The sequence below is a fragment of the Aeromicrobium sp. JJY06 genome (assembly GCF_044069275.1).
Taxonomy (GTDB): Bacteria; Actinomycetota; Actinomycetes; order Propionibacteriales; family Nocardioidaceae; genus Aeromicrobium; species Aeromicrobium tamlense.
On the sequence record NZ_JBIMRD010000001.1, the window covers coordinates 1,660,839 to 1,687,131 of the forward strand.

Annotated in this window: 21 protein-coding genes; 17 read left to right on the forward strand and 4 right to left on the reverse strand. The window is 71.7% G+C overall.

Going from position 1 to position 26,293, the window contains the following annotated elements; all coding sequences use genetic code 11:
- Positions 1-50 precede the first annotated feature (50 nt).
- The 9 genes from ACGWYL_RS08155 (at position 51) to ACGWYL_RS08195 (ending at position 8,826) form a co-directional block, all read left to right on the forward strand.
- Complete coding sequence (locus tag ACGWYL_RS08155; protein WP_179426481.1) at positions 51-1,346, forward strand: GAF domain-containing protein; 1,296 nt, start codon at positions 51-53, stop codon at positions 1,344-1,346.
- Between the two features lie 92 nt (positions 1,347-1,438).
- The gene (locus tag ACGWYL_RS08160) at positions 1,439-2,962 is read left to right on the forward strand and encodes an aldehyde dehydrogenase family protein (RefSeq protein ID WP_179426479.1); all 1,524 of its coding nucleotides are present in this window, start codon (positions 1,439-1,441) and stop codon (positions 2,960-2,962) included.
- Between the two features lie 17 nt (positions 2,963-2,979).
- Positions 2,980-3,408, forward strand: coding sequence for a DUF779 domain-containing protein (locus ACGWYL_RS08165; protein WP_179426477.1), 429 nt, complete (start codon positions 2,980-2,982; stop codon positions 3,406-3,408).
- A gap of 151 nt (positions 3,409-3,559) precedes the next feature.
- Complete coding sequence (locus ACGWYL_RS08170) at positions 3,560-5,164, forward strand: AMP-binding protein (protein WP_179426475.1); 1,605 nt, start codon at positions 3,560-3,562, stop codon at positions 5,162-5,164.
- A gap of 4 nt (positions 5,165-5,168) precedes the next feature.
- Positions 5,169-5,675, forward strand: a complete 507-nt coding sequence (locus tag ACGWYL_RS08175; protein WP_395486905.1) for a type II toxin-antitoxin system PemK/MazF family toxin — start codon at positions 5,169-5,171, stop codon at positions 5,673-5,675.
- The gene (locus tag ACGWYL_RS08180) at positions 5,672-6,646 is read left to right on the forward strand and encodes a YihY/virulence factor BrkB family protein (RefSeq protein ID WP_269305237.1); all 975 of its coding nucleotides are present in this window, start codon (positions 5,672-5,674) and stop codon (positions 6,644-6,646) included. Before ACGWYL_RS08175 ends, ACGWYL_RS08180 begins: the two co-directional genes overlap by 4 nt.
- A gap of 75 nt (positions 6,647-6,721) precedes the next feature.
- Positions 6,722-7,117 (forward strand): cold-shock protein, encoded by a 396-nt coding sequence (locus ACGWYL_RS08185; protein ID WP_179426469.1) that lies wholly within the window; start codon positions 6,722-6,724, stop codon positions 7,115-7,117.
- Positions 7,118-7,120: 3 nt separating this feature from the next.
- On the forward strand, positions 7,121-8,038 hold the full coding sequence (locus tag ACGWYL_RS08190; RefSeq protein WP_395486906.1) for an AEC family transporter: 918 nt from the start codon (positions 7,121-7,123) through the stop codon (positions 8,036-8,038).
- 65 nt (positions 8,039-8,103) lie between these two features.
- Complete coding sequence (locus tag ACGWYL_RS08195; RefSeq protein ID WP_269305240.1) at positions 8,104-8,826, forward strand: DUF3027 domain-containing protein; 723 nt, start codon at positions 8,104-8,106, stop codon at positions 8,824-8,826.
- Between the two features lie 37 nt (positions 8,827-8,863).
- On the opposite strand, the gene ACGWYL_RS08200 is transcribed toward ACGWYL_RS08195, so the two are convergent.
- A complete protein-coding gene (locus ACGWYL_RS08200; protein ID WP_269305242.1) occupies positions 8,864-9,325 on the reverse strand; it encodes a hypothetical protein in 462 nt (153 codons plus the stop codon).
- A 41-nt stretch (positions 9,326-9,366) separates the two neighbouring features.
- Here ACGWYL_RS08200 and ACGWYL_RS08205 point away from each other — a divergent pair, with 41 nt between their 5' ends.
- Entirely contained in the window at positions 9,367-10,398 is a 1,032-nt protein-coding gene (locus ACGWYL_RS08205) for a hypothetical protein (protein ID WP_395486907.1), read from the forward strand.
- A gap of 22 nt (positions 10,399-10,420) precedes the next feature.
- Positions 10,421-10,939, forward strand: a complete 519-nt coding sequence (locus tag ACGWYL_RS08210) for a gamma carbonic anhydrase family protein (protein WP_269305246.1) — start codon at positions 10,421-10,423, stop codon at positions 10,937-10,939.
- A 6-nt stretch (positions 10,940-10,945) separates the two neighbouring features.
- Here ACGWYL_RS08210 and serC read toward each other — a convergent pair whose 3' ends face one another.
- Positions 10,946-12,055 carry a phosphoserine transaminase gene (gene serC / locus ACGWYL_RS08215; RefSeq protein ID WP_395486908.1) on the reverse strand — a complete coding sequence of 370 codons (1,110 nt, stop codon included), beginning with the start codon at positions 12,053-12,055 and terminating at the stop codon, positions 10,946-10,948.
- 74 nt (positions 12,056-12,129) lie between these two features.
- Between serC and ACGWYL_RS08220 the strand changes: the two genes are divergently transcribed.
- The 5 genes from ACGWYL_RS08220 to ACGWYL_RS08240 are packed head-to-tail and all read left to right on the forward strand — an operon-like array spanning position 12,130 to position 19,251.
- A complete protein-coding gene (locus ACGWYL_RS08220) occupies positions 12,130-13,914 on the forward strand; it encodes a methylmalonyl-CoA mutase family protein (protein ID WP_395486909.1) in 1,785 nt (594 codons plus the stop codon).
- Positions 13,911-16,022, forward strand: a complete 2,112-nt coding sequence (gene scpA, locus ACGWYL_RS08225; RefSeq protein ID WP_395486910.1) for a methylmalonyl-CoA mutase — start codon at positions 13,911-13,913, stop codon at positions 16,020-16,022. Before ACGWYL_RS08220 ends, scpA begins: the two co-directional genes overlap by 4 nt.
- 32 nt (positions 16,023-16,054) lie before the next feature.
- A complete protein-coding gene (locus ACGWYL_RS08230) occupies positions 16,055-17,401 on the forward strand; it encodes a hypothetical protein (RefSeq protein ID WP_395486911.1) in 1,347 nt (448 codons plus the stop codon).
- A 28-nt stretch (positions 17,402-17,429) separates the two neighbouring features.
- The gene (meaB, locus tag ACGWYL_RS08235; protein WP_179426451.1) at positions 17,430-18,413 is read left to right on the forward strand and encodes a methylmalonyl Co-A mutase-associated GTPase MeaB; all 984 of its coding nucleotides are present in this window, start codon (positions 17,430-17,432) and stop codon (positions 18,411-18,413) included.
- A 43-nt stretch (positions 18,414-18,456) separates the two neighbouring features.
- Positions 18,457-19,251: a transglutaminase family protein gene (locus tag ACGWYL_RS08240; RefSeq protein WP_179426449.1), complete on the forward strand. Its 795-nt coding sequence runs from the start codon at positions 18,457-18,459 to the stop codon at positions 19,249-19,251.
- A 170-nt stretch (positions 19,252-19,421) separates the two neighbouring features.
- Here the strand turns inward: ACGWYL_RS08240 and ACGWYL_RS08245 are convergent, their stop codons facing one another.
- Complete coding sequence (locus tag ACGWYL_RS08245; RefSeq protein ID WP_395486912.1) at positions 19,422-21,491, reverse strand: acyltransferase family protein; 2,070 nt, start codon at positions 21,489-21,491, stop codon at positions 19,422-19,424.
- Between the two features lie 148 nt (positions 21,492-21,639).
- On the opposite strand from ACGWYL_RS08245, the gene ACGWYL_RS08250 reads away from it, so the two are divergent.
- Complete coding sequence (locus ACGWYL_RS08250) at positions 21,640-24,969, forward strand: CDP-glycerol glycerophosphotransferase family protein (protein ID WP_395486913.1); 3,330 nt, start codon at positions 21,640-21,642, stop codon at positions 24,967-24,969.
- 2 nt (positions 24,970-24,971) lie between these two features.
- Here the strand turns inward: ACGWYL_RS08250 and ACGWYL_RS08255 are convergent, their stop codons facing one another.
- A complete protein-coding gene (locus ACGWYL_RS08255) occupies positions 24,972-26,228 on the reverse strand; it encodes a DUF222 domain-containing protein (protein WP_395486914.1) in 1,257 nt (418 codons plus the stop codon).
- Between the last annotated feature and the right edge of the window lie 65 nt (positions 26,229-26,293).

Sequence of the window (26,293 nt, forward strand, 5' to 3'; positions counted from 1 at the left end):
TCCCGGGTCGATCGTGTGATCCGCTTCACACGACGCGTTAGGATCCCCTCATGCCGGGGTCCACCGAATCGCCCTTCGCCGTGCCGCCGGGAGTCGATCCCGACGCGCTGGCGCGGGCGCTGCAGGACGCCCACGACTCCTTCCTCTCCACCGGCGCCGTGGACGGTCCGGTCCGCTCCGTGGTCAGCGAGTCGTGGCGACGCAGCCTGCTCGGCGGGCTCGACCCCGAGCGCGACCTCGCCGCGATCACGCTCGACTCCGCGCGGCTCGAGGAGATCCGCCGCCACCACCCGCTCGCCGCCGGCATGCCCGTGGTGCGTCGGCTCCTCGTCGAGAGCGCGGCCGACGCCGGGCTGCTGGTCGCGGTGAGCGACGCGGCCGGCCAGCTGCTGTGGGTCGAGGGCGCCGCCCGGCTGCGCCGGATGGCCGAGGAGATGAACTTCGTGGAGGGCGCCGACTGGAGCGAGGCCAGCGCCGGCACCAACGCGCCCGGCACGGCGCTCGCGCTCGACCGCGCGGTCTCGCTGCTCGGACCGGAGCACCTGGCGCGGCCCGTCACACCGTGGAGCTGCTCGGCGGCACCCGTCCACGACCCCGACACCGGTGCCGTCCTCGGCGTCATCGACCTCACCGGCGGGGCCGAGGTCGCCAGCGCGACCAGTCTCGGGCTCGTGCGCGCCACGGCGGCGGCGGTGGAGGCCGAGCTGCGCCTGGAGCGCGTCCGCGGCGCCGCGGCCTCGCGCACGGTCGGCACGCCCGGGGTGCGACGTCCGCGACTCGACGTGCTGGGCGTGCGCGGCGCGGTGCTGCACCACGGCACGACCACCACCCGGCTGAGTGCACGGCACAGCGAGATCGCCCTGCTCGTGGCGGCCGCCGACCGTGGCCTCACCACGGCCGAGCTGGCGGTCGCCCTGAGTGACGACGAGCTGCCCGAGGTGACGATCCGCGCCGAGCTGTCGCGCCTGCGCCAGGTCCTCGGCGGGCTTCGCCTGGAGTCGCGCCCCTACCGGTTCGCCGCGGCCGTCGACACCGACGTGCAGCGCGTGCGCGACGACCTCGCCGCCGACCGGCTGCGACAGGCCGTGGCGCGCTACCGCGGGCCGATCCTGCCCGACTCGCAGTCGCCCGCGATCGCCGCGGCGCGCGACGACCTCCACCAGCTGGTGCGCTCGCACCTGCTCGTGGGCGACGACCCCGACGCGCTGCTCTCGTTCGCCGACACCGGCCACGGCCGCGACGACTACGAGATCTGGGAGCGCATCGCCCGGGTCCTGCCGGCCTCCTCCCCGCGGTTCGCGCAGGTGGCCGACCACCTCGAGCGGCTCGACGCCGAACTGGGCTGACCGCGCGTACCTTTCTGCAACGTTGCGCTGCCTACCGTCGGGTCATCGGGTGTGAGCCCCCTCACACCTGCCCCCCGACGAAGGAGTCACCGATGGCCGTCTACGCAGCACCCGGCACCGAGGGAAGCGTCGTTTCCTACAAGCCGCGCTACGACCACTGGATCGGAGGCGAGTACGTCGCCCCCGCCAAGGGTCAGTACTTCGAGAACGTCTCCCCGGTCAACGGCAAGGTGTTCTGCGAGGTCGCCCGCGGCACCGCCGAGGACATCGAGAAGGCGCTGGACGCCGCCCACGCCGCCGCGCCGGCCTGGGGCCGGACCTCGACCACCGAGCGGGCGAACATCCTCAACAAGATCGCCGACCGCATCGAGGAGAACCTCGAGATGCTGGCCGTCGGCGAGACGTGGGACAACGGCAAGCCCGTCCGCGAGACGCTGGCCGCCGACCTCCCCCTCGCGGTCGACCACTTCCGCTACTTCGCCGGCTGCATCCGCGCCCAGGAGGGATCGATCAGCCAGATCGACGACGACACCGTCGCCTACCACTTCCACGAGCCGCTGGGCGTCGTCGGCCAGATCATCCCGTGGAACTTCCCGCTGCTGATGGCCACGTGGAAGCTCGCCCCCGCGCTCGCGGCCGGCAACGCCGTGGTCCTCAAGCCCGCCGAGCAGACGCCAGCGTCGATCATGCTGCTGATGGAGCTGATCGCCGACCTGCTGCCCGCCGGCGTGCTCAACGTGGTGAACGGCTTCGGCGCCGAGGCCGGCGCCCCGCTCGCGTCCAGCAGCCGCATCCGCAAGATCGCCTTCACCGGTGAGACCACCACGGGCCGCCTCATCATGCAGAACGCGGCGCAGAACCTCATCCCCGTCACCCTGGAGCTGGGCGGCAAGAGCCCGAACATCTTCTTCGAGGACGTCGCGAGCGCGGACGACGCGTTCTACGACAAGGCGCTCGAGGGCTTCACGATGTTCGCGCTCAACCAGGGCGAGGTCTGCACGTGCCCGAGCCGCGCGCTCATCCAGAACTCGATCCTCGAGCAGTTCCTGCCCGCGGCGACCGAGCGCACCAAGCTGGTGAAGCAGGGCAACCCGCTCGACACCGACACGATGATCGGCGCGCAGGCCAGCAACGATCAGCTCGAGAAGATCCTGTCCTACATCCAGATCGGCGTGGACGAGGGCGCCCGCATCATCACCGGCGGCGAGCGCGTCGACCTCGGCGGCGACCTGTCGGGCGGCTACTACGTGGCGCCGACGATCTTCCAGGGCCACAACAAGATGCGGATCTTCCAGGAGGAGATCTTCGGTCCGGTGGTCTCGGTGACCGGCTTCGACGACTTCGACGACGCGATGGGCATCGCCAACGACACCCTGTACGGCCTGGGCGCCGGGGTGTGGAGCCGCGACACCAACACCGCCTACCGGGCGGGCCGGACGATCGAGGCGGGCCGGGTCTGGACCAACTGCTACCACCAGTACCCCGCGCACGCGGCGTTCGGCGGCTACAAGAACTCCGGCATCGGCCGCGAGAACCACTCGCAGATGCTCGACCACTACCAGCAGACGAAGAACCTCCTCGTCAGCTACTCGCCCAACGCCGTCGGCTTCTTCTGATCCCCATGGAGGCCGAGATGTCACCCGAGTCCGTCGGCTCCTCCCTTCCGACGGCCCGGGTGGCCGTGACCCCGGAGGCGGCGGACCTGCTCCGCCGCCTCCGGGCCGATCACGACCAGCCGCTGATGTTCCACCAGTCCGGTGGATGCTGCGACGGGTCCGCCCCGATGTGCTACACCCGGGGCACCCTGCTGATCGGCGCCGCCGACGTGCTGCTGGGCGAGCTCGAGCCGGGCACGCCCGAGCCGGTCCCGGTGTGGATCTCGGCGGCGCAGTTCGCGTACTGGTCGCACACCCACATCACGATCGACGTCGTCCCGGGACGCGGTGCCGGCTTCTCGATCGAGGGTCCGACGGGGCACCGGTTCATCATCCGGTCGCGGGTCTTCACCGAGGAGGAGACGGCACGGATGGGACCCGTGGTGCGGGGCGGGGTGAGCGGCTGATCCGAGCCGGTCGACCGCGGACCCGTCGGGACCATGAACGACCACCCGTTCGAGGCATTTTTCCCATCAGTCACACGGGGCGCACACGTCCCACGTCCGAAGCCTGAGGAAAGCCTCAGACCCACGGATTTCGACTGTTACGCTCTGCGCCATGGGTGATTTGGGTTACAAGCTGAAGGTCCTGCGGCGCATCGGCATCATCAAGGCGCTCCCGCCGCACAAGCTCATCGGCGCGGCGCGCGTCCTGAAGAAGTGGGGACCGGGCCTGCCGTCCGGCATCAACGCCGCGGCGAAGCGCTACCCCAAGCAGATCGCCATCATCGACGACGCCGGCGAGATCACCTACGAGGACCTCGTCAAGCAGGTGAACCAGTTCACCGAGGTGCTGCGCGAGCGCGGCATCGAGGCGGGCGACTCGGTCGCCGTCCTGGCGCGCAATCACCGCTACCTCGTCATCGCCCTGGTCGCCGTGGTGCAGATGGGCGGTCGCATCCTGCTGCTCAACACCATGTCCAGCCGCGCCCAGCTGACCGACCTGGCCGAGCGCGAGGGCGCCGAGCTGCTCATCCTCGACCAGGAGTTCCTGCCCCTCGTCGAGGACGTCCGCCGCAGCCGCCTGCTGCTCGCCTGGGCCGACGCCGACGCACCCTCCGAGATCCCCTCCATCGAGTCCGTCACGGCCGGCAAGCCCGGCGCCGACCAGCCCGTGCCGCCCAAGCACGGCGAGATGATCATCTTCACCTCCGGGACGACCGGCCTGCCCAAGGGCGCGAAGCGCAAGGAGCCCGAGGACCTCAAGCCGCTGCTGGCCTACTTCGGCGCGATCCCGTACCAGAGCAACTCGGTCGTCGCGATCGGTGCGCCGCTGTTCCACTCGTGGGGCCTGATCAACCTGGGCTTCGGCCTCTCGACGTGCCCCACGTTCGTGCTGCGCCGCAAGTTCATCCCCGAGCAGACCCTGCGCGACATCGAGAAGTACAAGGTGCGCGTGCTGGTGGTCGTGCCGCTCATGCTCCAGCGCATGGTCAAGGCCGACCCGAAGGTGGTCAAGGAGACCGACGTGTCCAGCCTGGCGATCACCGCCTCCAGCGGCTCGGCCCTGGCCGGCGACCTGGCGCTGCACTTCATGGACATGTACACCGACTCCATCTACAACTTCTACGGCGCGACCGAGACCAGCTGGATCACGATCGCCGACCCGAAGGACCTGCGCGCCGCGCCCGGCACCGCCGGCCGCGTCCCGTGGCGCACCACGGTCAAGATCCTCGACCACGACGGCAACGAGGTGCCCCAGGGCGACATCGGCGTGATCCACGTGGTCAACGACATGCCGTTCGGCGGCTACACCGACGGCCGCAACAAGGCGTTCCACTCGGGTCTCATGGACTCGGGCGACCTCGGCTACTTCGACGAGGACGGTCGACTCTTCGTCGCCGGCCGCGACGACGACATGATCATCTCCGGCGGCGAGAACGTCTTCCCGCGCGAGCTCGAGGACTGCCTCGTCGAGCACCCCGAGGTGGCCGACGTGGTCGTCACCGGCATCGCCGACCCCGAGTGGGGTCAGCGCCTGGCCGCCTACGTCGTGCGCAAGGAGGGCAGCGACGTCACCGCCGACGAGCTCGTGCAGTTCTCCAAGGACAACGTCGCCCGCTCGGCCGTGCCGCGTGGCGTGATGTTCCTCGACGAGCTGCCGCGCAACCCCACCGGCAAGGTCATGAAGCGCCAGCTGCCCGCCTTCGAGACCACCGCCTGAGCGCGTGGCGCGACCCGACCTGCCCGCCGTCCTGCGACGGCTGGTCGCGATCGGCCGCTCCGTCTCGTCGTCGGCGCCCTCCGGCTCGTCCGGGCGGGCGCCGTCGGCGCGTCCGCGACGGTCGTCCGGGATCGACCACACGTGGGCCGGCGACCACGACGGCCGCCCCGACCCGGGCGAGATCGTCTGGACGTGGGTGCCGTACGAGGACGACCCCAGCCAGGGCAAAGACCGTCCGGTCCTCATCATCGGTCGCCGCGGCGACGGCTCCCTCGTGGCGCTCCAGCTGACCTCGAAGGACCACGACCGCGACCAAGCCCAGGAGGCGCGAGCCGGGCGCTTCTGGATGGACATCGGCTCGGGCGCGTGGGACGCGAAGGGCCGGCCCAGCGAGGTGCGGCTGAACCGGCTGATCGAGGTCCGCGAGGCCGACGTCCGCCGAGAAGGAGCCATCCTTCCCCGCGGGGTGTACGAGCGCGTGCTGGAGGCTGCGCGACAATACCTGCCATGAGCATCGTCGCCCGGGTCGACCGCTTCCAGCGGAAGCACCCGGTCCTCGGATTCCCGATCGCGGTGCTCTACAAGTTCTTCGACGACCAGGGCCCGTACCTGGCGGCGATCATGACGTACTACTCGTTCATCGCGATCTTCCCGCTGCTGCTGATCGCCTCGTCGGTCCTCGGCTTCGTGTTGCAGGACGACCCCGAGCTGCAGGAGCGCCTGCTCGACACGGCGCTCGGCCAGTTCCCGATCGTCGGCGACCAGCTCGGTCGGCCCGAGGGCCTGACCGGCAGCACGACGGCGATCGTCGTCGGCTCGCTCGCCGCGCTCTACGGTGCGCTCGGCGTGGGCCAGTCCACCCAGAACGCGGCGAACGTGGCCTGGGGCGTCCCGCGCAACAGCCGGCCGAACCCGATCGTCATGCGGCTGCGCAGCTTCGTCGTCCTCGGCATCGGCGGGCTGGGCATTGCGTTCATCGCGATCCTGCAGTCCATCGTCGACAACCCCCAGGTCGTCGGCATCGACCACCTGCCCGACCTCGGCTGGGTCATGCGCGTGGTCGGCTTCCTCGTCTCGTGGGGCATCTTCGTCACGGTCTTCAAGCTCGTCAGCCTCAAGCGGGCGTCGTGGCGGTCGGTCCTGCCCGGCTCGCTGTTCTGCGCCCTGGGCTGGCAGCTCCTGCAGTTCGGCGGGGACGCCTACGTGCAGGGCGTCGTCGTGCGCGCCTCGTCGATGAACCAGACCTTCGCGGTCGTCCTCGGCCTCATCGCGCTGCTCTTCCTGCTCACCTCGACCATCGTGATCGGGCTGCAGATCAACGTGGTGCGCCGCCGCCACCTCTACCCGCGCGCGCTGCTGACGCCGTTCACCGACAACGTCGTGCTGACCGCGGGCGACCGCCGCGCCTACGCCCAGTACGCGCGCATGCAGCGGCACAAGGGATTCCAGACGATCTCGGTCGACTTCGACGACGAGGCCTGAGCGTCGCGGGCGCGCCGCGGGTGCCCGCCCGACTAGACTGCAGGGGTCGCATCGAGAGAACGCAAAGGAACGGTCATGCCCACCGGCAAGGTCAAGTGGTACGACCCCGAGAAGGGGTTCGGCTTCCTCAGTCGTGAGGACGGCGAGGACGTGTACGTGCGCTCCGACGCGCTGCCGAACGGCGTGACCACCCTCAAGGCGGGCACGCGCGTCGAGTTCGGCATCGCGGCCGGCCGTCGCGGCGACCAGGCCCTGCAGGTCCGCGTGCTCGACCCGACCCCGTCGGTCTCCCAGGCCCAGGCGCACGCCCGCCGCAAGTCGCCCGAGGAGATGGTCGTCATCGTCGAGGACCTCGTCAACCTCCTCGACGGCCTCGGCGAGGGCTACCGCCACGGCCGCCACCCCGAGGGCAAGCGCGCCCGCCAGGTCGCGCAGCTGCTGCGTCGCCTGGCGACGGATCTCGACGCCTGACGCGTGACGGGCGCGCTCGAGGGCTTCGCCGTCATCGGTGCCCTGATCGGGGTGGGGTACCTCCTCGCGGCGACGGGCGTGCTGGAGGAGTCCAGCCAGGTCGTGCTCGCGCGGCTGGTGTACTTCGTCGCCACCCCGGCCCTGCTGATCGAGATCCTCGGCTCGACGGACCTGGCCACGGTGTTCGGCCCCTGGTTCCTGGTCGCCGCGATCGGCGTCGTGGCGGTGCTGCTCGTCTACGTGCCGTGGGCCCGGTGGCGGGGCCATCCCGGCAAGGACGTGGTCGTGCGCGGACTCGCGTCCTCCTTCGCCAACTCCGGCTACCTGGGCCTGCCGATCGCCGCCTACGTGGCCGGCGACGTCGCCTTCGCGCTGCCCACGATCATGCTGCAGCTGATGGTCATGACGCCGATCGCCGTCACCCTGCTGAGCATGGAGGACGGCCGGCGGGTGACGGTGCGCGGCTTCCTCGAGGCAGGACTGAGCAACCCGATCTCCATCGCCGCGATCATCGGCGTCGCCCTCTCGCTGGGCCACGTCGACCTGCCGCGGTTCGTCGACGAGCCCATCTCCCTGCTGGGCGCGATGGCGATCCCGTCGGCCGTCCTGGCGTTCGGCGTCGCCCTGCGGTTCGGACCCAGGATCGGGCACGGCAACCGGACGGAGGTGGCCTTCGTGACCGTGCTCAAGCTGGTCTGGCAGCCGCTCGTCACCTACCTCGTGGCGCGGCACGGTCTGGGGCTGGACGCCTACGAGGTCGCCGGCGTCACCGTCATGGCCGCCCTGCCGACCGCGCAGAGCGTCTTCGTCTACGCCGCCCAGTTCGGCCGCGGCGAGGTGCTGGCACGCGACAGCGTCGTCATCACGACGCTCGTGTCCCTTCCGGTGATGGTCCTGCTGGCGGGTCTGCTGGTGCCCTGACGACTGCCGCGCGCCACGGGTCGGCCCTGTTGGTCCGCTCTGGGGCGGTGGGGGACAATCGAGCCATGAGCACGTCGACCTCTCCTGCACGCGCGGCCCTCGACGCCAGCGCCGACGACGGCACGGTCGGCGACCACCTCGGCAGCACCGAGGAGGCGCCCGGCCTCGTCACCGAGCGGTTCGCCTGCCTGCTGCCGGGCTACCGCGGCTGGTACTGGGCCGTCAGCACGTCGGTGCTCGGCGACGAGGTCACGATCAACGACATCGTGCTGCTGCCCGGTGACGACGCGATCGTCGCGCCCGCGTGGACGCCCTACCGCGAGCGCATCCGCCCCGGCGACCTCGGTCCCGGAGACGTCCTGCCGCCCGAGGAGGACGACATCCGCCTCGTGCCCGCGTGGTCCGCGGGCGACGGCGACGGCACCGGCGTGGTCGACCGCCACTACGCGCGCGAGATCGGTCTCGGTCGCGAGTGGGTCCTGTCGCTCGAGGGGCGCGAGGACGCCGCCGAGCGCTGGTACGAGGGCGAGTCCGGCCCCGACGCCCCGATCGCCAAGCAGGCGCCGGGCGTGTGCGGCACGTGCGGCTTCCTGGTCTCGCTCGCGGGCGATCTGTCCGACCGGTTCGGCGTGTGCGCGAACAAGATGGCCAACGCCGACGGCCGGGTCGTCGCGCTCACCCACGGGTGCGGCGCGCACTCGGGCACGCGGCCCCAGCGCTCCGCGTCGGCCTCGAAGCTGCCCGATCCGGTCTTCGACACGACGCGTGCCGAGCTCGAGGACTTCTGAGTCGGTCGTGCGCGGTGCGATGCGGGGCCGGGTGGCCTCAGCTGCGGCGACGCCGACCGACGGGCCGGTCGGTGGACTGGCTGGTCGGGGCGGGTGCCGCGGCCTGAGGCTCCTCCGGCGTGGTCTCCACGAGGGGCGAGGCGATCGGCGACGGGACGTCGTCGGCCGGGATCACGGTCTGCACCGGCGCGGTGGCGGCGCGCTCGGCCAGCATGTCGCGACGGCGCTTGCAGAACTCGATGCCCATGAGGCCCAGTCCCAGTCCGGCGAACGCGGTCCACAGCCACCACGTGCGGCCCTGGTCCTGAAGGTTGCCCCAGAACGGCAGCAGCGCGAGCGCCACGACACCCCAGCCGATCGTGCCGACGGTCATCGTGCGGACGCCGTCGACGTCCATCGGCTCGACCGCGGCGACCCGGTGGGTCGTCTTGCCGAACTCGAGCTCGGTGACCTCGGGACGGCCCAGGTCGGGGATGCGGGAGCGCTTGTCGCGGGCCATGCCTCCACGATAACCCGCCCCCGAGGACCGAAGGTGACCCTGTGAACCCCCGCCACCGCAGGCTGCTGATCCCCGGCCTGCTCATCGCTCTGATCGTCGTGGTCGTGGTGGCCTCGCTCGCCGACCGCGCGGGCGCCGCCAGCGCCGAGCCCGAGGTCGTGCTGAGCGACCCGCGCATCACCGAGTCCAGCGGACTCGCGGTCAGCGCCGAGCACGACGACCTCGCCTATACGGTCAACGACTCCGGCAACGCCGCCGAGGTCTTCGCGGTCGACCTCTCGACCGGCGAGGTCGCCGGCGTCACCACGGTGCGCGCGGACTTCCGCGACGTCGAGGCGCTCGCGCTGCGCGACGGCACGCTGTGGATCGGCGACGTGGGCGACAACCGGCACGAGCGCGACGACCTCGCGCTCTTCGCGATCGACGAGCCCGGTCGCGCGACCGCCACGGTCGAGCCGCGTCGCTTCGCGGTCTCGCTGGAGGGCGGGCCGGCCGACGTCGAGACGCTGCTCGCACCGCCGGGGTCCGACCTGCTGCAGGTCGTCACGAAGACCGTCGCCGACGCCACGCTCCTGACCCTCGCCGAGGGCGACCTCGATCCCGCCGGGTCCACCGAGTTCGAGGTGACGACCTCGGGCATGCCGCCGCTCGTCACCGACGGCGCCTACTCGCCCGACGGCTCGCGCGTGGCGCTGGTGTCCTACGGTGCCGTGTGGTCGATGGACCCCGCGGACTGGAGCCCCGTCGGCAGCGGGTCGCTGCCGCCGCTCGAGCAGTCCGAGACCGTCGCGTTCGTGTCGGACGACGCGGTCCTCGTGGGCAGCGAGGGCGAGGCCTCGCCGCTGTACCGACTCGACCTTCCGGTGTCCGAGGTCGCGGCCGACCGCGTCGCGACGGTGGCCACCTCGACGCCCGAGCCGACTCCGTCGGTCGAGCCGGCCGCCACGTCCTCGGAGCAGTCCGAGGGGTTCGCGGTCGACCTTCGCACGCTCGTGGTGGGCGGGATCGGCCTCGCCGCGGTGCTGGCGCTGGCGGTCCTGTTCGTGGCCCGGCGGGGGCGGTCGAGGGCCTGACGCCGAGCGCTACGGTGAGGCCATGAAGATCGCGCTGGGAGACAGGTCACCGCAGGTCCACGAGTCGGCGTTCGTCGCCCCCAACGCCACGTTGGTGGGCTCGGTCGTCCTCGAGGAGGGGTCGAGCGTCTGGTACGGCGCGGTCCTGCGGGCCGACAACGAGCCGATCACGATCGGTCGCGGCAGCAACGTGCAGGACAACTGCGTCTTCCACGTCGACCAGGGCAAGCCGCTGACCCTCGGCGAGGGCGTCTCGGTGGGCCACGGCGCGATCATCCACGGCGCCACCGTCGGCGACCACGTCCTGGTGGGCATGGGCGCCACGATCCTCAACGGCGCCGAGATCGGCGACGAGTGCCTCATCGCCGCGAACGCCCTCGTGCCCCAGGGCGCCGTCATCCCGCCGCGCTCGCTCGTGGCCGGTGTCCCCGGCAAGGTGCGCCGCGAGCTCACCGACGACGAGGTCGCCACCTTGCACCTCAACGCCGCGATCTACGAGGAGCACCGCGAGCTCCACCGCGACGCGACGGTCGTCGACTGAACCCAGTCAGCCGAGGCGCTCGACCACGTGGTCGACGCAGCGCGTGAGCGCGGAGACGTCGTCGGGGTCGATGGCGGGGAACATCGCGATGCGCAGCTGGTTGCGGCCCAGGCCCCGGTAGCCGGCGACGTCGACGATGCCGTTCTCGCGCAGGGCGGCCACGACGTCGGCCGCGGCCACGCCCTCGAGGTCGATCGTGCCGACGACGAGCGAGCGGTCGGCGGGGTCGGGCACGAACGGCGTCGCGTACGAGCTGGCGTCGGCCCACGCGTAGAGCCGCCGCGACGACTCACTGGTGCGCGAGACGGCCCAGTCGAGCCCGCCGCTCTCGTTCAGCCAGCGCACCTGCTGGTCCATGAGGAACAGCGTGGCCACGGCCGGCGTGTTGTAGGTCTGGTCCTTCAGCGAGTTGTCGATCGCCGTGGGCAGGTCGAGGAAGCCCGGGACGTGCCGGCCGGACTCCTTGATCCGCCGCGCACGCTCCATCGCGGCGGGCGACATGAGCGCCACCCACAGGCCGCCGTCGGAGGCGAACCCCTTCTGCGGCGCGAAGTAGTAGACGTCGGTCTCGGCCACGTCCACGGGCAGACCGGCCGCGCCCGAGGTGGCGTCGACCAGCACCAGCGCGCCGTCGTCGATCCCCTCGGGCCGTCGCACCGAGGTCATGACGCCGGTCGAGGTCTCGTTGTGCGCCCACGCGTACGCGTCGACGCCCGCCGTCGCGTGCGGCTCGGGGTGCGTGGAGGGGTCGGACTCGACGAGCTCGGGGTCCTCCAGGAACGGCGCCGCAGCGACCGCCCGCGCGAACTTGGCGGTGAACTCGCCGTGCACGAGGTGCTGGCTGCGCCGCTCGACCAGACCGAACATCGCGGCGTCGAAGAACGCGTGCGAGCCGCCGACGCCGAGCACGACCTCGTACCCGTCGGGCAGCGAGAACAGGTCGGACAGGCCGGACCGGACGCTGCCGACGAGCGACTTCACCGGCGCCGCGCGGTGCGAGGTGCCCAGGAGGGAGGTGCCGGTGGCGGCCAGGGCGTCGAGCGCCTCGGTGCGCACCTTCGAGGGACCGGAGCCGAAGCGGCCGTCGCGGGGGAGGAGCTCGTCGGGGATCTGCACGGCGTCATTCTCGCAGGAGGCCCGGGAACGATGCGTTGAACGGTCGGCCGAGGGGGACGGATACCATGCCACGCATGGCAGCAGACCAGCCCGTGGTGCCCCTGGCCGAGGGCATCGAGCACGACCTGTCGGAGTGGGAGAAGGCCACGGCGGCCGTCCTGCGCAAGACGCGCCGGCTCGCCGAGGACGCCCCCGACACCGACGTGTGGTCCGCGCTGACCACCACGACGCTCGACGGGCTCAGCATCACGCCGCTGGGCACCGCCGACCTCGTCGCCGACGTCCCCGAGACCGGCCTGCCGGGCGAGGCGCCGTACACGCGCGGCTCCGGCACCGCCGATCCCGAGCTCGAGGGCTGGGACGTGCGCGGCTGGTTCACCGACCCGGCCACGCGCGCCGAGGACCTCACCACCGAGCTGGAGAACGGCGGCAACTCGCTGTGGCTCACGGTGGGGGAGCGCGGCATCGCCGCCGACCGCCTCGCCGAGCTGCTCGAGCCGGTCTTCCTCGACCTCGCGCCCGTCGTGCTCGACGCGCCCGAGGACCCCGTCGCCGCCGCCGAGGCGTTCCTCGCGGTCTGCCGCGACAAGGGCGTCGACCCGCATCCCCTGACCAACCTCGGCGCCACCGGCACCGACCTCGACGTGATCGTCCGCGTCGCCACGCTGGCGAAGGAGGCCGGCGTCCGCGGCGTCGTCGTCGACGCCAGCGCGCTGCACGACCAGGGCGCGTCCGACGTGCAGGAGCTGGCCTGGTCGATGATGGTCGCGGTCACGTACCTGCGCGCCCTCGAGGCCGCCGGGCTCACCACCGACGAGGCCGCCGCGCAGCTGGAGTTCCGCTACGCCGCCACCGACGAGCAGTTCCCCACGATCGCCAAGCTCCGCGCCGCCCGCGCCCTGTGGAACCGGGTCGGCGAGATGAGCGGCATCGGCGAGGAGGCCCGCGCCCAGCGCCAGCACGCCGTCACGTCGCGGCCGATGATGGCGCGCTACGACTCCTACACGAACATGCTGCGCACGACCGTCGCCGGCTTCGCCGCGGGCGTCGGTGGTGCCGACGCGATCACCGTGCTGCCGTTCGACGAGCCGCTCGGCCTGCCCACGCCGTTCAGCCGCCGCATCGCGCGCAACACGTCGAGCCTGCTGATCCACGAGTCGCACGTGGCCAAGGTGGCCGACCCCGCCGGTGGTGCCTACGCGGTCGAGAAGTTCACCGACGACCTCGCGATGGCCGCGTGGGAGCTCTTCGCCGAGCTCGACGGCCTCGACGAGCTGGAAGGCGTCGCCGACCTCGACGCCGCCGCCCAGCGCCTCGTGCCCCTCGTGGAGGCCGTCCGCAACGACCGCGCCCTCCAGATCGCCCAGCGTCGCCGCCCGATCACGGGCATCAGCGAGTTCCCGAACGCCGCCGAGACCCTGCCCGAGCGCGCGCCGTACCCCGTCGCGCCGCAGGTCCACCGGTACGCCGGCGAGTTCGAGCAGATGCGCGACGAGCCGATGGCCCAGCCGGTCTTCCTGGCCACGCTCGGTCCGATCGCCGCGCACACGGCCCGCGCCACGTTCGCGATCAACCTGCTGGCCGCCGGCGGCATCGGGATCGGCTCGGCCGGCCCCACCGCCGACGTCGCCGAGGTCCTCGACAAGTACCTCGAGGCCGGGGCGCCCCCGGTGGTCTGCCTCGCCGGCACCGACGCCGCCTACGGCGAGTGGGGTGCCGACCTGGTCGCCGCCCTGCGCGAGAACGGCGCCTCCTACGTCGTCGTCGCGGGCAAGACCGACCTCGGCCAGGACGCGTCCGCAGCCATGGGCCTCGACGCGCTGGCCTTCCTCCGACAGATGCGTGAGGTGCTCGCATGACCACACCGAAGTCCTTCGCCGGTGAGCCGTGGCAGAGCCCTGAGGGGATCGGCATCAAGCGGCTCTACACGCCGGCCGACCTCGAGGGCCTCGACGCCCTCGACACCTACCCGGGCATGACCCCGTTCCTGCGCGGTCCCTACCCGGCGATGTACACGACCCAGCCGTGGACGATCCGCCAGTACGCCGGCTTCTCCACCGCCGAGGAGTCCAACGCGTTCTACCGCCGCAACCTGGCCGCCGGCCAGAAGGGCCTGTCGGTCGCGTTCGACCTGGCCACCCACCGCGGCTACGACTCCGACAACCCGCGCGTCGTCGGCGACGTGGGCATGGCCGGCGTCGCGATCGACTCGATCTACGACACGCGCACCCTGTTCGACGGCATCCCGCTCGACCAGATGAGCGTCTCGATGACCATGAACGGCGCCGTGCTGCCGGTGCTGGCGCTCTACATCGTGGCGGCCGAGGAGCAGGGCGTGAAGCCCGAGCAGCTGGCCGGGACCATCCAGAACGACATCCTCAAGGAGTTCATGGTCCGGAACACGTACATCTACCCGCCCGCGCCGTCAATGCGGATCATCTCCGACATCTTCGCGTACACGGCGGCCAAGATGCCGCGGTTCAACTCCATCTCGATCTCCGGCTACCACATCCAGGAGGCCGGGGCGACGAACGACCTCGAGCTGGCGTACACGCTCGCCGACGGCGTCGAGTACATCCGCTCGGGCCTCGACGTGGGCCTGGACATCGACGCGTTCGCGCCGCGCCTGAGCTTCTTCTGGGCCATCGGCATGAACTTCTTCATGGAGGTCGCCAAGCTGCGCGCCGCCCGCGCGCTGTGGGCCCGGCTGGTCAGCGACTTCGACCCGAAGAACCCCAAGTCGCTGAGCCTGCGCACGCACTCGCAGACCTCGGGCTGGAGCCTCACGGCGCAGGACGTCTACAACAACGTCCAGCGCACGGCGATCGAGGCGATGGCGGCCACGCAGGGCCACACCCAGAGCCTGCACACGAACGCGCTCGACGAGGCCATCGCGCTGCCGACGGACTTCAGCGCCCGCATCGCCCGCAACACCCAGCTGCTGCTGCAGCAGGAGTCGGGCACCACGCAGACGATCGACCCGTGGGCCGGCTCGTACTACGTCGAGAAGCTGACGCACGACCTCGCGAACCGCGCCTGGGCGCACATCCAGGAGGTCGAGGCGGCCGGGGGCATGGCCAAGGCGATCGACGAGGGCATCCCCAAGATGCGCATCGAGGAGGCCGCCGCGCGCACGCAGGCCCGCATCGACTCCGGCCAGCAGGTCGTCGTCGGCGTCAACACCTACCGGGTGCCCGACGAGGAGCCCTTCGAGGTCCTCAAGGTCGACAACAAGGCCGTGCTCGCGTCGCAGATCTCCAAGCTCGAGCGCCTCCGCGCCGAGCGCAACGACGACGACGTGCGGTCGGCCCTCGAGGCGCTCACGAACTCGGCCGAGCGCGGCTCGCGCCGCGACGGCTCGCTCGACGGCAACCTGCTCGACCTCGCGGTCAACGCGGCGCGGGCCAAGGCCACGGTCGGCGAGATCAGCGACGCGCTGGAGAAGGTGTACGGGCGTCACCAAGCGGTCATCCGTACGATCTCGGGTGTGTACCGCAGCGAGGCCGGCCAGTCGGGCAACATCGCCCGGGTCATCGAGGCCACCGACGAGTTCGAGCGCGAGGAGGGTCGCCGCCCGCGCATCCTCGTGGCGAAGATGGGCCAGGACGGCCACGACCGCGGCCAGAAGGTCATCGTCACGGCGTTCGCCGACATGGGCTTCGACGTCGACGTGGGCCCGCTGTTCTCGACGCCGGAGGAGGTCGCCCAGCAGGCCGTGGACGCCGACGTCCACGTCGTGGGCGTCTCCTCCCTCGCAGCGGGGCACCTCACCCTGCTGCCGGCGCTCAAGGCCGCACTGGAGGAGCAGGGCCGTCCGGACATCATGGTCGTCATCGGCGGCGTGATCCCCCCGGACGACGTGCCCACGCTCAAGGAGATGGGCGCGGCCGAGGTGTTCCTGCCCGGCACGGTCATCGCCGACTCGGCGCTCGACCTGCTGGAGAAGCTGCGCTCCTCCGACGCGTGACGTGTAACTGTCGGTTGCACTAGCCTGCGGGCGTGGACACGCGTCTGGACTACATGGATCACGCCTCGTACCTGGCGTTCCGTGCGATGGGGCACCACCCGACGCTGCACTACACGTGGGTCTACGACCGCGCGGTCGACCTCGCGGCGCTGCGGCGGCTGTCGGAGCGACTGCAGCACGGGCGGTTCGCCCGCGTCGTGGAGCCCGCGCAGGTCTGGGGCGGCCGGGCCCGGTGGGTCCGCCCCGACCGTCCGGTGCCGATCGAGGTGGAGCCCGCCCCGCGGCCGCGATCGCAGGTCGAGCAGTGGTCGGTCGAGATCTCACGCCGGCCCATCGACCCGGTCTCGGGTCCGCCGTGGCGCTTCGGCGTGGTGCGGCTCGACGACGGCGGCAGTGCGGTCGCGATCGTCGTCTCCCACACGGTCACCGACGGGGTCGGCGTCCTGCTCGGCCTGCGCGAGGCGGTCGAGGGCCGCGACCTCGGTCTCACCTACCCGCGACGTGGGGCCGCGCAAGGCAGCCGCCTGTCCCAGTGGAGCGAGGTGCTGGCATCGCTGCCCGAGAAGGCGCGGGCCCTGGGCGCCGTCGTCCGCCAGATGCGCGCCGAGCGGAGTCTGCCGCACCGCGAGTCGACGGCCGCGCTCCCGGCCACGCCCACTCACACCCGCACGACCCGGCTGCCCGACCGCGACGGCGCCGCACGGATCGTGACCTTCGTGTCCGAGGCGGCCTGGGACGCGTGCGCGGAGCGTCTCGGCGGCACGTCCAACGTCCTCGCGGCGGCGGTGGCCGCCCGCCTCGGTCACCACCTGGGGCGCGTCCAGCGCAACGGCACGGTCAACCTCACGATCCCGGTCAGCGTCCGCGAGGGCGACGACGACCTGCGCGGCAACGCCCTTTCGTCGGTCGTCGTCACGCTCGATCCCGCCGAGGTGACCCGCGACCTCCGTCCCGCGCGCGCGGCGATGAAGGCCGCCCTGAGCGCGCAGGACGCGCAGCAGCTGCCGCTGCTGGCGGCGCTCCCGCTCGTCCCCTTCGTGCCCGTCCGGCTGCTGCGCCGCCTCGAGCGGTTCGCGCTGGGCGCCGACGTCAACGCGGTGGGCTGCTCGAACCTCGGCCGCGTGCCCGATCCGGTGGAGCGGATCGACGGCCAGCCGTGCCAGTACGCCTTCGGCCAGTTCAACGAGCCGGGGCGGCCGACCGCGGAGCTGGTGCGGATGGGTGGCCAGGGGTTCCTGGGCGTCACGTTCTCCGGCGGTCGGGTCGTGATCAACGCCGTCGCCTTCCGGCCGGGCGGGGACAACTCCGACGAGACGCTCCTCGCGATCGTGCACGACGTGATCGACGAGCTCGCCCTGGGACCGCCACTGCCGTGGTGACTCCGGCCCACGCCCTAGACTCACTGGCGTGATCGACGTGGAGCAGGTGGCCGAGGGGGTCCGCGCCGGCCGGCGGGCAGCGGTCTCGCGAGCGATCACCCTCGTCGAGTCACGCCGCACCGACCACCGCGCTGCCGCCCGCGAGCTGCTCGCCGGCCTGTCCTCGGCGCCCGACTCGAAGGTCGGGGGAGCGGTCCGCGTCGGCATCTCCGGCGTCCCCGGCGTCGGCAAGTCCACGTTCATCGAGGCCCTCGGCGTGCACCTCACCGAGCGCGGCCACCGGGTCGGCGTCCTCGCCGTCGACCCCTCCAGCGTGCGCACGCGCGGCTCGGTGCTGGGCGACAAGACCCGCATGGTCCGCCTGTCCACCGACCCGAACGCCTACATCCGGCCCTCGCCCAGCGCGGGCAGCCTCGGCGGCGTCGCGCGCGCCACCAGCCAGGCCCTGACGATCCTCGAGGCCGCCGGGTACGACGTGGTGCTGGTCGAGACCGTCGGCGTCGGCCAGTCCGAGATCACCGTCGCCGGCATGGTCGACACGTTCCTGTTCCTCACGCTGGCCCGCACCGGCGATCAGCTGCAGGGCATCAAGAAGGGCATCCTCGAGATCGCCGACGTCATCACGGTCAACAAGGCCGACGGCGAGCGCGCCCGCGAGGCCGAGTCCACCGCCCGCGAGCTGGCCGGCGCCCTGCGCCTGGTCTACGCCGGCACGCAGGACTGGGTGCCGCCCGTGCTGACCTGCTCGGCGCTCGAGGGCACCGGCATCGACACCGTGTGGAGCCGGGTCCTGCGTCACCGCGAGTTCATGGGCCACCGCGGCGTCGAGGAGAAGCGCGCGCAGCAGCAGCTCGACTTCACGTGGACGCTCGTCCGCGACGAGATCGAGCAGCGGCTCGCCACCGACGAGTCCGTCGCGCAGGTCCGCCAGCAGGTGCGCGACGAGGTCCTCGCGGGGCGCCTCTCGCCGGCGGCCGCCGCCGACGAGATCCTCGCCGCCTTCGACTCCTGACCGCCGGATCGCGGTACGCGGAGGTGCGTGCCAGCATGGTGCGGTGAAGCGCACCGTCACCGCCCACCTCGAACTGCACGCCTTCGACCGCGCCGACCTCGTCCTCTCGATCGCCGTCGCCGCCAACATCGCCACCGAGCGCGAGACGCTGCGGGTGGTCCAGGACGGGACCGCGCTCGAGGCCCGCGAGATCGCGGGGCGCCACGAGACCCGGCTGCATCGCGTCGACGCTCCCGCCGGGCCCATCACGATCGACTACGAGGCCGTCGTCACGGGTCACGCGGGCCCGATCGCCACGGAGGAGCTCGACATCATCGAGTACCGCCGGCCCAGCCGCTACGCGCCCTCGGACTCGCTCTTCGCGATCGCCAAGGCCGAGTTCACGGGTCTCGCCGGCAAGGACCTGCTCGACGCGGTCACGTCGTGGGTCGGCACCCATCTGTCCTACGTGCCGGGCAGCAGCCGGCCGACCGACGGCGCCGTCCAGACCATGCTCAAGCGCCAGGGCGTGTGCCGCGACTACGCGCACCTCGTGATCGCCCTCCTGCGCGCCCACGACGTGCCCGCCCGGCTGGTCTCGGTCTACGCCCCGGGCCTGCAGCCGATGGACTTCCACGCGGTCGCCGAGGCGTACATCGACGGGGAGTGGCACGTCGTCGACGCGACAGCGCTGGCTCCCCGCGAGACGATGGTCCGGATCGCCACGGGGATGGACGCCTCGGAGACGGCGTTCCTGTCGCAGCACCACGCCGCGGTGAACCTGAACCGGCTGACGGTGACGGCCGTCGTGGACGAGCTGCCGCAGGACGACGTGACCGAGCTCGTCGCCCTCGGCTGAGTCCCTCAGGGTTCAACTCTCAGTGACAACACGCCGGAAAGAACCATGGAACTAGTTCCAAAGGACTAGCGCATGGGTTAATGTCTCCTCATGCGACCGCCGCGTCGCCGCATCACCTCGGGGGGGTGATACGGCGCCGCGGCATCGTTCTTTCTCCGCCCGTTCGACCCTCAGGAGGGTCGCGGCAGGGCGTTCATGTCCACCAGGCGCCGGTACACGTAGGGCGTCATCGTGCGCACGTACGTGACGCTCAGGTGGGTGATGTCGCGGTAGACGTTCACGCCGCCGATGATCGCCGGGCAGGTCTCGTCGTCGCAGTAGAGGTCGCTCAGGTCGAGCGTCTGCGCGCCGTCCACCCGGCGTCCCGTGGCGGCGAACGCGTCGAACTTCGACAGCGCCTCCTCGCGGGTGAACGCGCAGGCGTTGGGCGTGATCTCGTCGAGCTGCGACAGGCACTTCTGCGGCGCGCGCGGCAGGCGCGGGTTGTCGCGGATCGCGACGACGCGCACGCCGCGGTCGACGACCGGCTGCCAGGCGGCCTCCATGCTCTCGACCCGCTCGTCGTCCGAGCCGGTGAGCATCTGGGCGTAGCCGGTGGTCAGGATCAGGTCGGTGGAGTCGGTGCGGTCGAGCAGCCACTCCTGGAGGTTCTGCTTCCACTCCTGGCAGCTGCTGACGCGCAGCGGGTCGTCGTGGCGGATCTCGTCGCGCGTCCACGAGCAGCTGGACTTGAGCTGCGCCGACAGCGTGATGAGCTTCTGGTCGGCCATCCGGACCAGCGCCGGCAGGAACGAGCGCGCGTGCGAGTCGCCCAGCAGCGTCACGTGCGGCAGCGAGCGGTCGGAGAGGTCGCCGAACGTGCAGTCGTTCAGCTCGGTGTCGTGGACGCCGGCGAAGCAGCCGGGGTAGTCCTTCGCGTAGTCGGTGACCACGGCCTCGGGCGTCGGGATCAGCTGGTCGTCGAGGTCGGGGTTGTGGCACGGGTTCTCGGGATCGCGAGAAGCGGCACCGAAGCACGGCGGCGCGTCCTCCTCGAGCTGCGCGGCGACCTTGGCTGCGCGCTCCTGGGCGGAGGCGGCCGACTGGACGCCCACCATCGAGCCGCCCACCAGCAGCGCCGCGCCGACCAGGGTGGCGAGGCCGGTGGTGGCCGGGCGGCGCAGGCCGAACCGGTGCGTGAACCGCACCGGGTCCTCGACCCAGCGCTTCGTCGCCCACGAGACCACGATCGTGAACACGAGGATCCCGACGCGCTCCCAGAAGCCCAGCTCGGCGCCGAGGACGAACGGCAGGATGACGATCGGCGGCCAGTGCCACAGGTACATCGAGTACGAGATCTCGCCCAGCGTGTGCGTGGGACGCCAGCGCATCAGCGGCGCGGGGGAGAGGAGGCCGCGCGGCTCGCCGGCCCAGATGACCACCAGCGTCGCGACCACGGGCACGATCGCCGCGGTGCCGGGGAACGGCGTGGACTCGTCGTAGACGAAACCGCACCAGGCGAGGGTCAGGAAGCCCGCCCACGACAGCAGCGCCGTGGGGGTGCCGCGGCGCACCGTGGCGCTGCCCATCCAGAGGGCCAGGAGCGCGCCGGCACCGAACTGCCAGGCGCGGGCCGGGGTGACGAAGTACGCCGCCGGCGGGTTCGCCTGGGTGATCCAGAGCGAGTACGCCAGGCTCGCGGCGGTGGCGGCACCGAGCACGATCGCCACCATGAGCCTGCGCGAGCGGCCCATCCGCACGGCCAGCACGGTGGCGAGCAGCACCAGCAGCGGCCACACGAGGTAGAACTGCTCCTCGATCGAGAGCGTCCAGTAGTGCTGCACCGCGGTGGGGTCGTTCTCGGCGGCGAGGTAGTCCACCGAGTCGGCCGCGAGCGCCCAGTTCTGCACGTACAGCGCCGACGCGACGATCTCCTTGAAGTTCTGGCCCCACGAGACCAGCGGCATCCACAGCCACACGGCGATCGCGGACACGGCCAGCACCAGGTACGCGGCGGGCAGCAGGCGGCGGGCCCGACGGGCCCAGAACCTCGCCAGGTCGACCCGGCCGGTGTCGGCCGTCTCGCGCAGCAGGTGTCCCGTGATGAGGAATCCGGAGATGACGAAGAAGACGTCGACGCCGATGTAGCCGCCGGGCAGACGCCCCGGCCACAGGTGGAAGAGGACGACGAGCATCACGGCGACGGCGCGCAGGGCCGTGATCTCGGCCCGGAAACGGTCGCGAGGAGGGCTGGCGGGCACCGCACCACGATACGAGGCCGGACCTCGTCGCGCCCAATCCGCCGTCCGGCGGGTGACGGGCAGCCGTCGGGTCCGCACCACTAGAATCGACACCTGCGTACCCGGTGGGCGTCGACCCGCCGTGATGTCGACGGGAACCGAGGAGAGCATGCCTGACGTGGGTCGAGTGCGTCGCCGCGTCGTGGCGATGGTCCCCGAGCGCGCGAAGGACCGCCTGCGCCGAGCCCTCGGTCGCGGTCCGGCGGCCCGCCCCCACGCGCGTCTCGCGATCCGGCACGACGCCGGACTGATCCACTACGCGGGCGAGTTCCGCGACCCGGTGCGCGTCGTCGCCCTCGTGGTGCGGCCCGCCAGCCGCCTCGACCAGGTGGCGGTGCGGCTCGAGCAGCCGGCCTCCGCGCGCTTCGCGTTCACGCTCGACCCCGTGCAGCTGTGGGAGCTCGGCGGTCGCGCCGCCGGCCGCTTCGACCTCTTCGTCGAGGTTGAGGGCAGCGGCACGAAGCGCTCCGAGCTCCGCCTGGGCCGCTTCGACCACACCGACACGGCCGCCGCGCTCGACCGCATCGAGCTCGAGGGCGCCGCCTCGCCGTTCGGCGAGCAGGTGCACGCCTGGACGCACGTCACCGACCAGGGCAACGTCTCGGTGCGGTACGCCGCCGAGCCGATCCGCCGCTTCGAGGTGGAGGGCACGCGCCTCGACGTCGGCCCGAGGGGCATCGCCACCGAGCTGCTGCTCAAGACCTTCTCGCGACCCGCCAGCGACATCCGGCTGTCGCTGCAGTGGCGCTTCTCCGGCAGCACGCAGGAGATCCCCGTGCAGATCGTGGAGCGCGACGCCACCGCGACGCACGGCCTGTACGAGTACGCGATCAGCTTCGACCTCATGCCCGACGCCGTCTCCGACGACGAGCGCGAGGGCATCATCGACCCGCACCTGATCATGGACCTGAGCGGCTTCGACCTGCCGGTGCGCGTGCCGTTCGCGGAGAAGAGCTTCCGCCACTTCCGGCTGCGCGACCTGCCGGTGCCCACCACCGGCGGCGGCCACGTCGACCAGTGGGTGCCCTACCTGACCTTCCGCGCCAAGCGCCTCGCCTTCTGGTCGGAGCGGTTCACCGTCGACAACCACCGCTACCTGCGCCGGGTCTCGCGGTGGGCGTGGCTGATGACGCCGCTGCGACCGTTCTCGGGCATCTGGCTCGTCGGTGAGGTGCCCTACAAGGCGCAGGACAACGGCTTCGCGCTCTTCCGCTGGATCCGCCGGAACCACCCCGAGCGCCGCGCGTACTACGTGATCGACGCGGACTCGCCCGACCGCGACAAGGTGGAGCCGTTCGGCCAGGTCGTCACCGCCCGCTCGCGCGAGCACATCCGGTACACCGCGCTGGCCTCGCGCTTCGTGGGCAGCCACCACGCCGAGTACCTGCACGCCTCGCGCTCGCCGCGGCTGGCCCGCCACGCACGCGGCCTGCGCGTGTTCCTCCAGCACGGCGTCACCGGCATGAAGAACGTGCGCCTCAACTACGGCCGCCTGCACATGCAGGAGATGCCGCCGGACCGCGTCGTGGTGAACTCCGCGGCCGAGCGCCAGATCTTCATCGAGGACCTCGACTTCTTCCCGTCGCAGGTCGCCGTCACCGGCTTCGCCCGCTACGACTCGCTCTTCGAGGGCGAGCCGCAGGTGCAGCGCCGCCTGCTGGTGATGCCCACGTGGCGCGACTGGCTGACCAGCCGCGAGAGCGTGCTGACCAGCACCTACCTGGCCAACTGGCTGGAGTTCCTGAACGATCCGCGGATCCAGGGTCTGCAGCAGCAGGGCGTCGAGATCCTCATGGTGATGCACCCGAACCTGCGGGCGCTGGTGGACGACCTGCCGCTCGAGGGCATCTCGATCGCGCCGCGCGACGCCGACGTGCAGGAGCTCATCCGCACGAGCGCCGCGCTCGTCACCGACTACTCGAGCGTGGCGTGGGACGCCGCGTTCCTGCGCCGTCCGGTGTTCTTCTTCCGCTTCGACGACGCCGTGCTGACCGGCGCCCGCACGCCCTTCGTGGACGCCGCCACCGAGCTGCCCGGCCCGATCGCGCACCGTGCCGCCGACCTCGCGGCCGAGGTGGCGACGTCCGCCGAGTCCGGGTTCGCGATGGACGACCTGTACGCCCGCCGGGCGGCGAAGTACCTCGAGCTGCCGACCTCGGGCTACGGCGAGCGCAACTACGAGATGGTCCGCACGGCCGACGGCCTGTCCACGCGGCTGCTGCGGCTGCGCAACCAGCGCTGGGTGCGCGACGCCTTCAAGCGCTTCCGCGCCGGGCCTCACTACTACCGCGCGATGTCGCTGATGTTCCGGTTCGGCAGCCTGCTGCCGCGGCGCGACATCGCGGTGTTCGAGAGCGACCGCGGCAACGCCTACGGCGGCAGCCCGCGCGCCCTGTTCGAGCGGTTGCACGAGCGCGGCACGTCGCTCGACCTCTGGTACGTCAACAACTCCACGCTGCGGGTGCCGCCGGGCACGCACAAGGTGTTCCGGCTGACGCCGCGCTACTTCTGGACCCTCTCGCGGGCGAAGTACTGGGTGTTCAACCAGAACGTGCACGACCTCTGCCAGCGGCCGCGTGGCACCCACTACCTGCAGACGTGGCACGGCACCCCGCTCAAGCGGATGCAGAACGACGTGCCGGTCATGTACGGCCGGGCCGACGACTATCACGCGAAGGCGCAGGAGCTGGTGGACCGCTGGTCCAGCCTCGTCTCGCCGAGCCCCTACGCGACCGAGGCGTTCCGCAGCGCCTTCGGCTTCACCGGGCCGATCATCGAGTCGGGCTACCCGGGCAACGACGTGTTCCACACCGTGAAGGGCGCGCAACGGGCGCGGGAGACGCGACTGCGGCTGGGTCTGGCCGAGGACCGCACGGTGGTGCTCTACGCGCCGACGTTCCGCGACGACGGTCGCGCCGCGGGCGCGAAGGGCGCGTGGGCGCACGACATGGCGCTCGACCTGGGTCGCTTCGCGGAGCGGCTGGGCAAGAACGTCACGCTGCTGGTGCGCCTGCACCCGCTGGTGAAGTTCGCCTGGCCGAAGGACCTCGACGCGAGCATCGTCAACGTCTCGAAGTACCCGGACACGCAGGACCTGCTGCTGGTGGCCGACGCCCTGATCACGGACTACTCGTCGATCATGTTCGACTACGCCCAGCGCGGCCGGCCGATCATCTCCTACGTGTACGACCTCGAGCACTACCGCGACGACCTGCGCGGCTTCTACGTCGATCTCGAGGAGATCGCGCCCGGCCCGGTGCTGCGCACGAGCGACGAGGTCATCGACGCCGTGGCGAGCCTGCCCGAGCTGGAGACGCGCTACGCCGACCGCCTGGCGGCGTTCCGCGAGCGCTTCGGCGGCCTGGAGGACGGGCACGCCGCGGACCGCGTCATCGACGAGGTCTTCAGCGAGTCCGAGCGCGGCGCGATCCCCGACTGAGGTCAGGCCGCCAGCGGTCGGTAGCGGTGGTTGCGGCGCCATTGGTCGCGGAGGCGGAACTCGGGCAGGCCGTCGTCTCCGAAGCGGATGGCGATGTGGGCGTCGTGGACGCGGTGGTGGTGGTGACTGCAGAGCAGGACCCCTGATGTGAGGTCGGTGGGTCCGCCGTGGCTCCACGGGATGACGTGGTGTGCTTCGGTCCATCCGGGTGGTCGGTCGCAGTCGGGGAACGCGCACCCTTGGTCGCGTTGGGCGAGGGCGATGCGTTGGGCGGCGGTGTGGTGGCGCTTGGCGCGGCCCTCGTCGAGGACCTGGCTGTTGCCGTTCATCACGACGGGGAGGATGCCGGCGTTGCAGGCGAGCTGACGGAGTTGTCCGGCGGAGACGGGGGTGCCGTGCTCGGTGATGCCCGCGCGGTCGGTCTGGTCGCGCAGGGTCTGCTCGTCGACGGTGACGACCAGGGTGGCGGCGACGCCGCCGTGGTTGCCGTAGCCGTCGCGGGGCAGGTGGCGGACGATCTCGGCGAACGCGTCGCCGGCCTTCTCCTGCGGCTTGAGCCGGGCATCCTCGGGCGCACTCGCACGGGGGCTGGTCTTGGACTCGACCACGGCGCGCAGCATGTCGGCCGTCAGGGCGTCGGTCTTGCCGCCGAACGGGACGAGCCCGGTGGCCTCGTCCGGGCGGCCGATCCAGAACTCGCGCTGCTGACGTTGGGCGGACTCGTCGCGGGTGAGCTGGTCGTTCTCGATCCGGTCGGCCCGTTCGACGTCGACCACTTCGATCGCGCGGCGCGCCTTGCGACGCAGCTGGTCGGCTGTCATCACCCGCGCCGCCGCGACCATGTCCGCCTCGACGAGGTCACGCTGCTCGACCGTCAGGCCCGTCGGGAGGGTGTCGAGCGCGTCGGTGACGATCGCGGCCTTGGTGGTGGACATGCCCGGCTCGGCCAGCGCCTCGCGCACCCGCGGGGCGGCCTCGATCCGGTTCGCCAGGCGAATCTCCCGCGCGGCCTCGCGCCGCGTGACGCCGGACTCCGTGGCGACGAGGGCCGTCAGGCTCGCGGCATCCGTCGCGCGGTGGGCGTCAGTCCGATCGGCAGCGGCCACCAGCGCGAGATGGAGTGCGTCAGCCTCGCGACGCATGGCCTGCACCGCCGCCACCTCAGCAGCGAGCTGCTCGGGAGACAGAGCGGACAGGTCGCGCGAGCGCGCGTCGGCCAGGAACCGCTGCCCCGACCTGAGCCCACCGACGACGTCCACCAGATCCCCCCGAACCCCTCCGAACCGATGTTCGAAGTCTACTGTGTTGGGCCCAATATGGCAAC

What these genes read in the sequence shown, in the direction of transcription:
- ACGWYL_RS08155 (WP_179426481.1), top strand. Translation starts at nt 51, where the DNA reads ATGCCGGGGTCCACCGAATCGCCCTTCGCCGTGCCGCCGGGAGTCGAT.
- ACGWYL_RS08160 (WP_179426479.1), top strand. Translation starts at nt 1,439, where the DNA reads ATGGCCGTCTACGCAGCACCCGGCACCGAGGGAAGCGTCGTTTCCTAC.
- ACGWYL_RS08165 (WP_179426477.1), top strand. Translation starts at nt 2,980, where the DNA reads ATGTCACCCGAGTCCGTCGGCTCCTCCCTTCCGACGGCCCGGGTGGCC.
- ACGWYL_RS08170 (WP_179426475.1), top strand. Translation starts at nt 3,560, where the DNA reads ATGGGTGATTTGGGTTACAAGCTGAAGGTCCTGCGGCGCATCGGCATC.
- ACGWYL_RS08180 (WP_269305237.1), top strand. Translation starts at nt 5,672, where the DNA reads ATGAGCATCGTCGCCCGGGTCGACCGCTTCCAGCGGAAGCACCCGGTC.
- ACGWYL_RS08185 (WP_179426469.1), top strand. Translation starts at nt 6,722, where the DNA reads ATGCCCACCGGCAAGGTCAAGTGGTACGACCCCGAGAAGGGGTTCGGC.
- ACGWYL_RS08195 (WP_269305240.1), top strand. Translation starts at nt 8,104, where the DNA reads ATGAGCACGTCGACCTCTCCTGCACGCGCGGCCCTCGACGCCAGCGCC.
- ACGWYL_RS08200 (WP_269305242.1), bottom strand. Translation starts at nt 9,325, where the DNA reads ATGGCCCGCGACAAGCGCTCCCGCATCCCCGACCTGGGCCGTCCCGAG.
- ACGWYL_RS08210 (WP_269305246.1), top strand. Translation starts at nt 10,421, where the DNA reads ATGAAGATCGCGCTGGGAGACAGGTCACCGCAGGTCCACGAGTCGGCG.
- ACGWYL_RS08220 (WP_395486909.1), top strand. Translation starts at nt 12,130, where the DNA reads ATGGCAGCAGACCAGCCCGTGGTGCCCCTGGCCGAGGGCATCGAGCAC.
- scpA (WP_395486910.1), top strand. Translation starts at nt 13,911, where the DNA reads ATGACCACACCGAAGTCCTTCGCCGGTGAGCCGTGGCAGAGCCCTGAG.
- ACGWYL_RS08250 (WP_395486913.1), top strand. Translation starts at nt 21,640, where the DNA reads ATGCCTGACGTGGGTCGAGTGCGTCGCCGCGTCGTGGCGATGGTCCCC.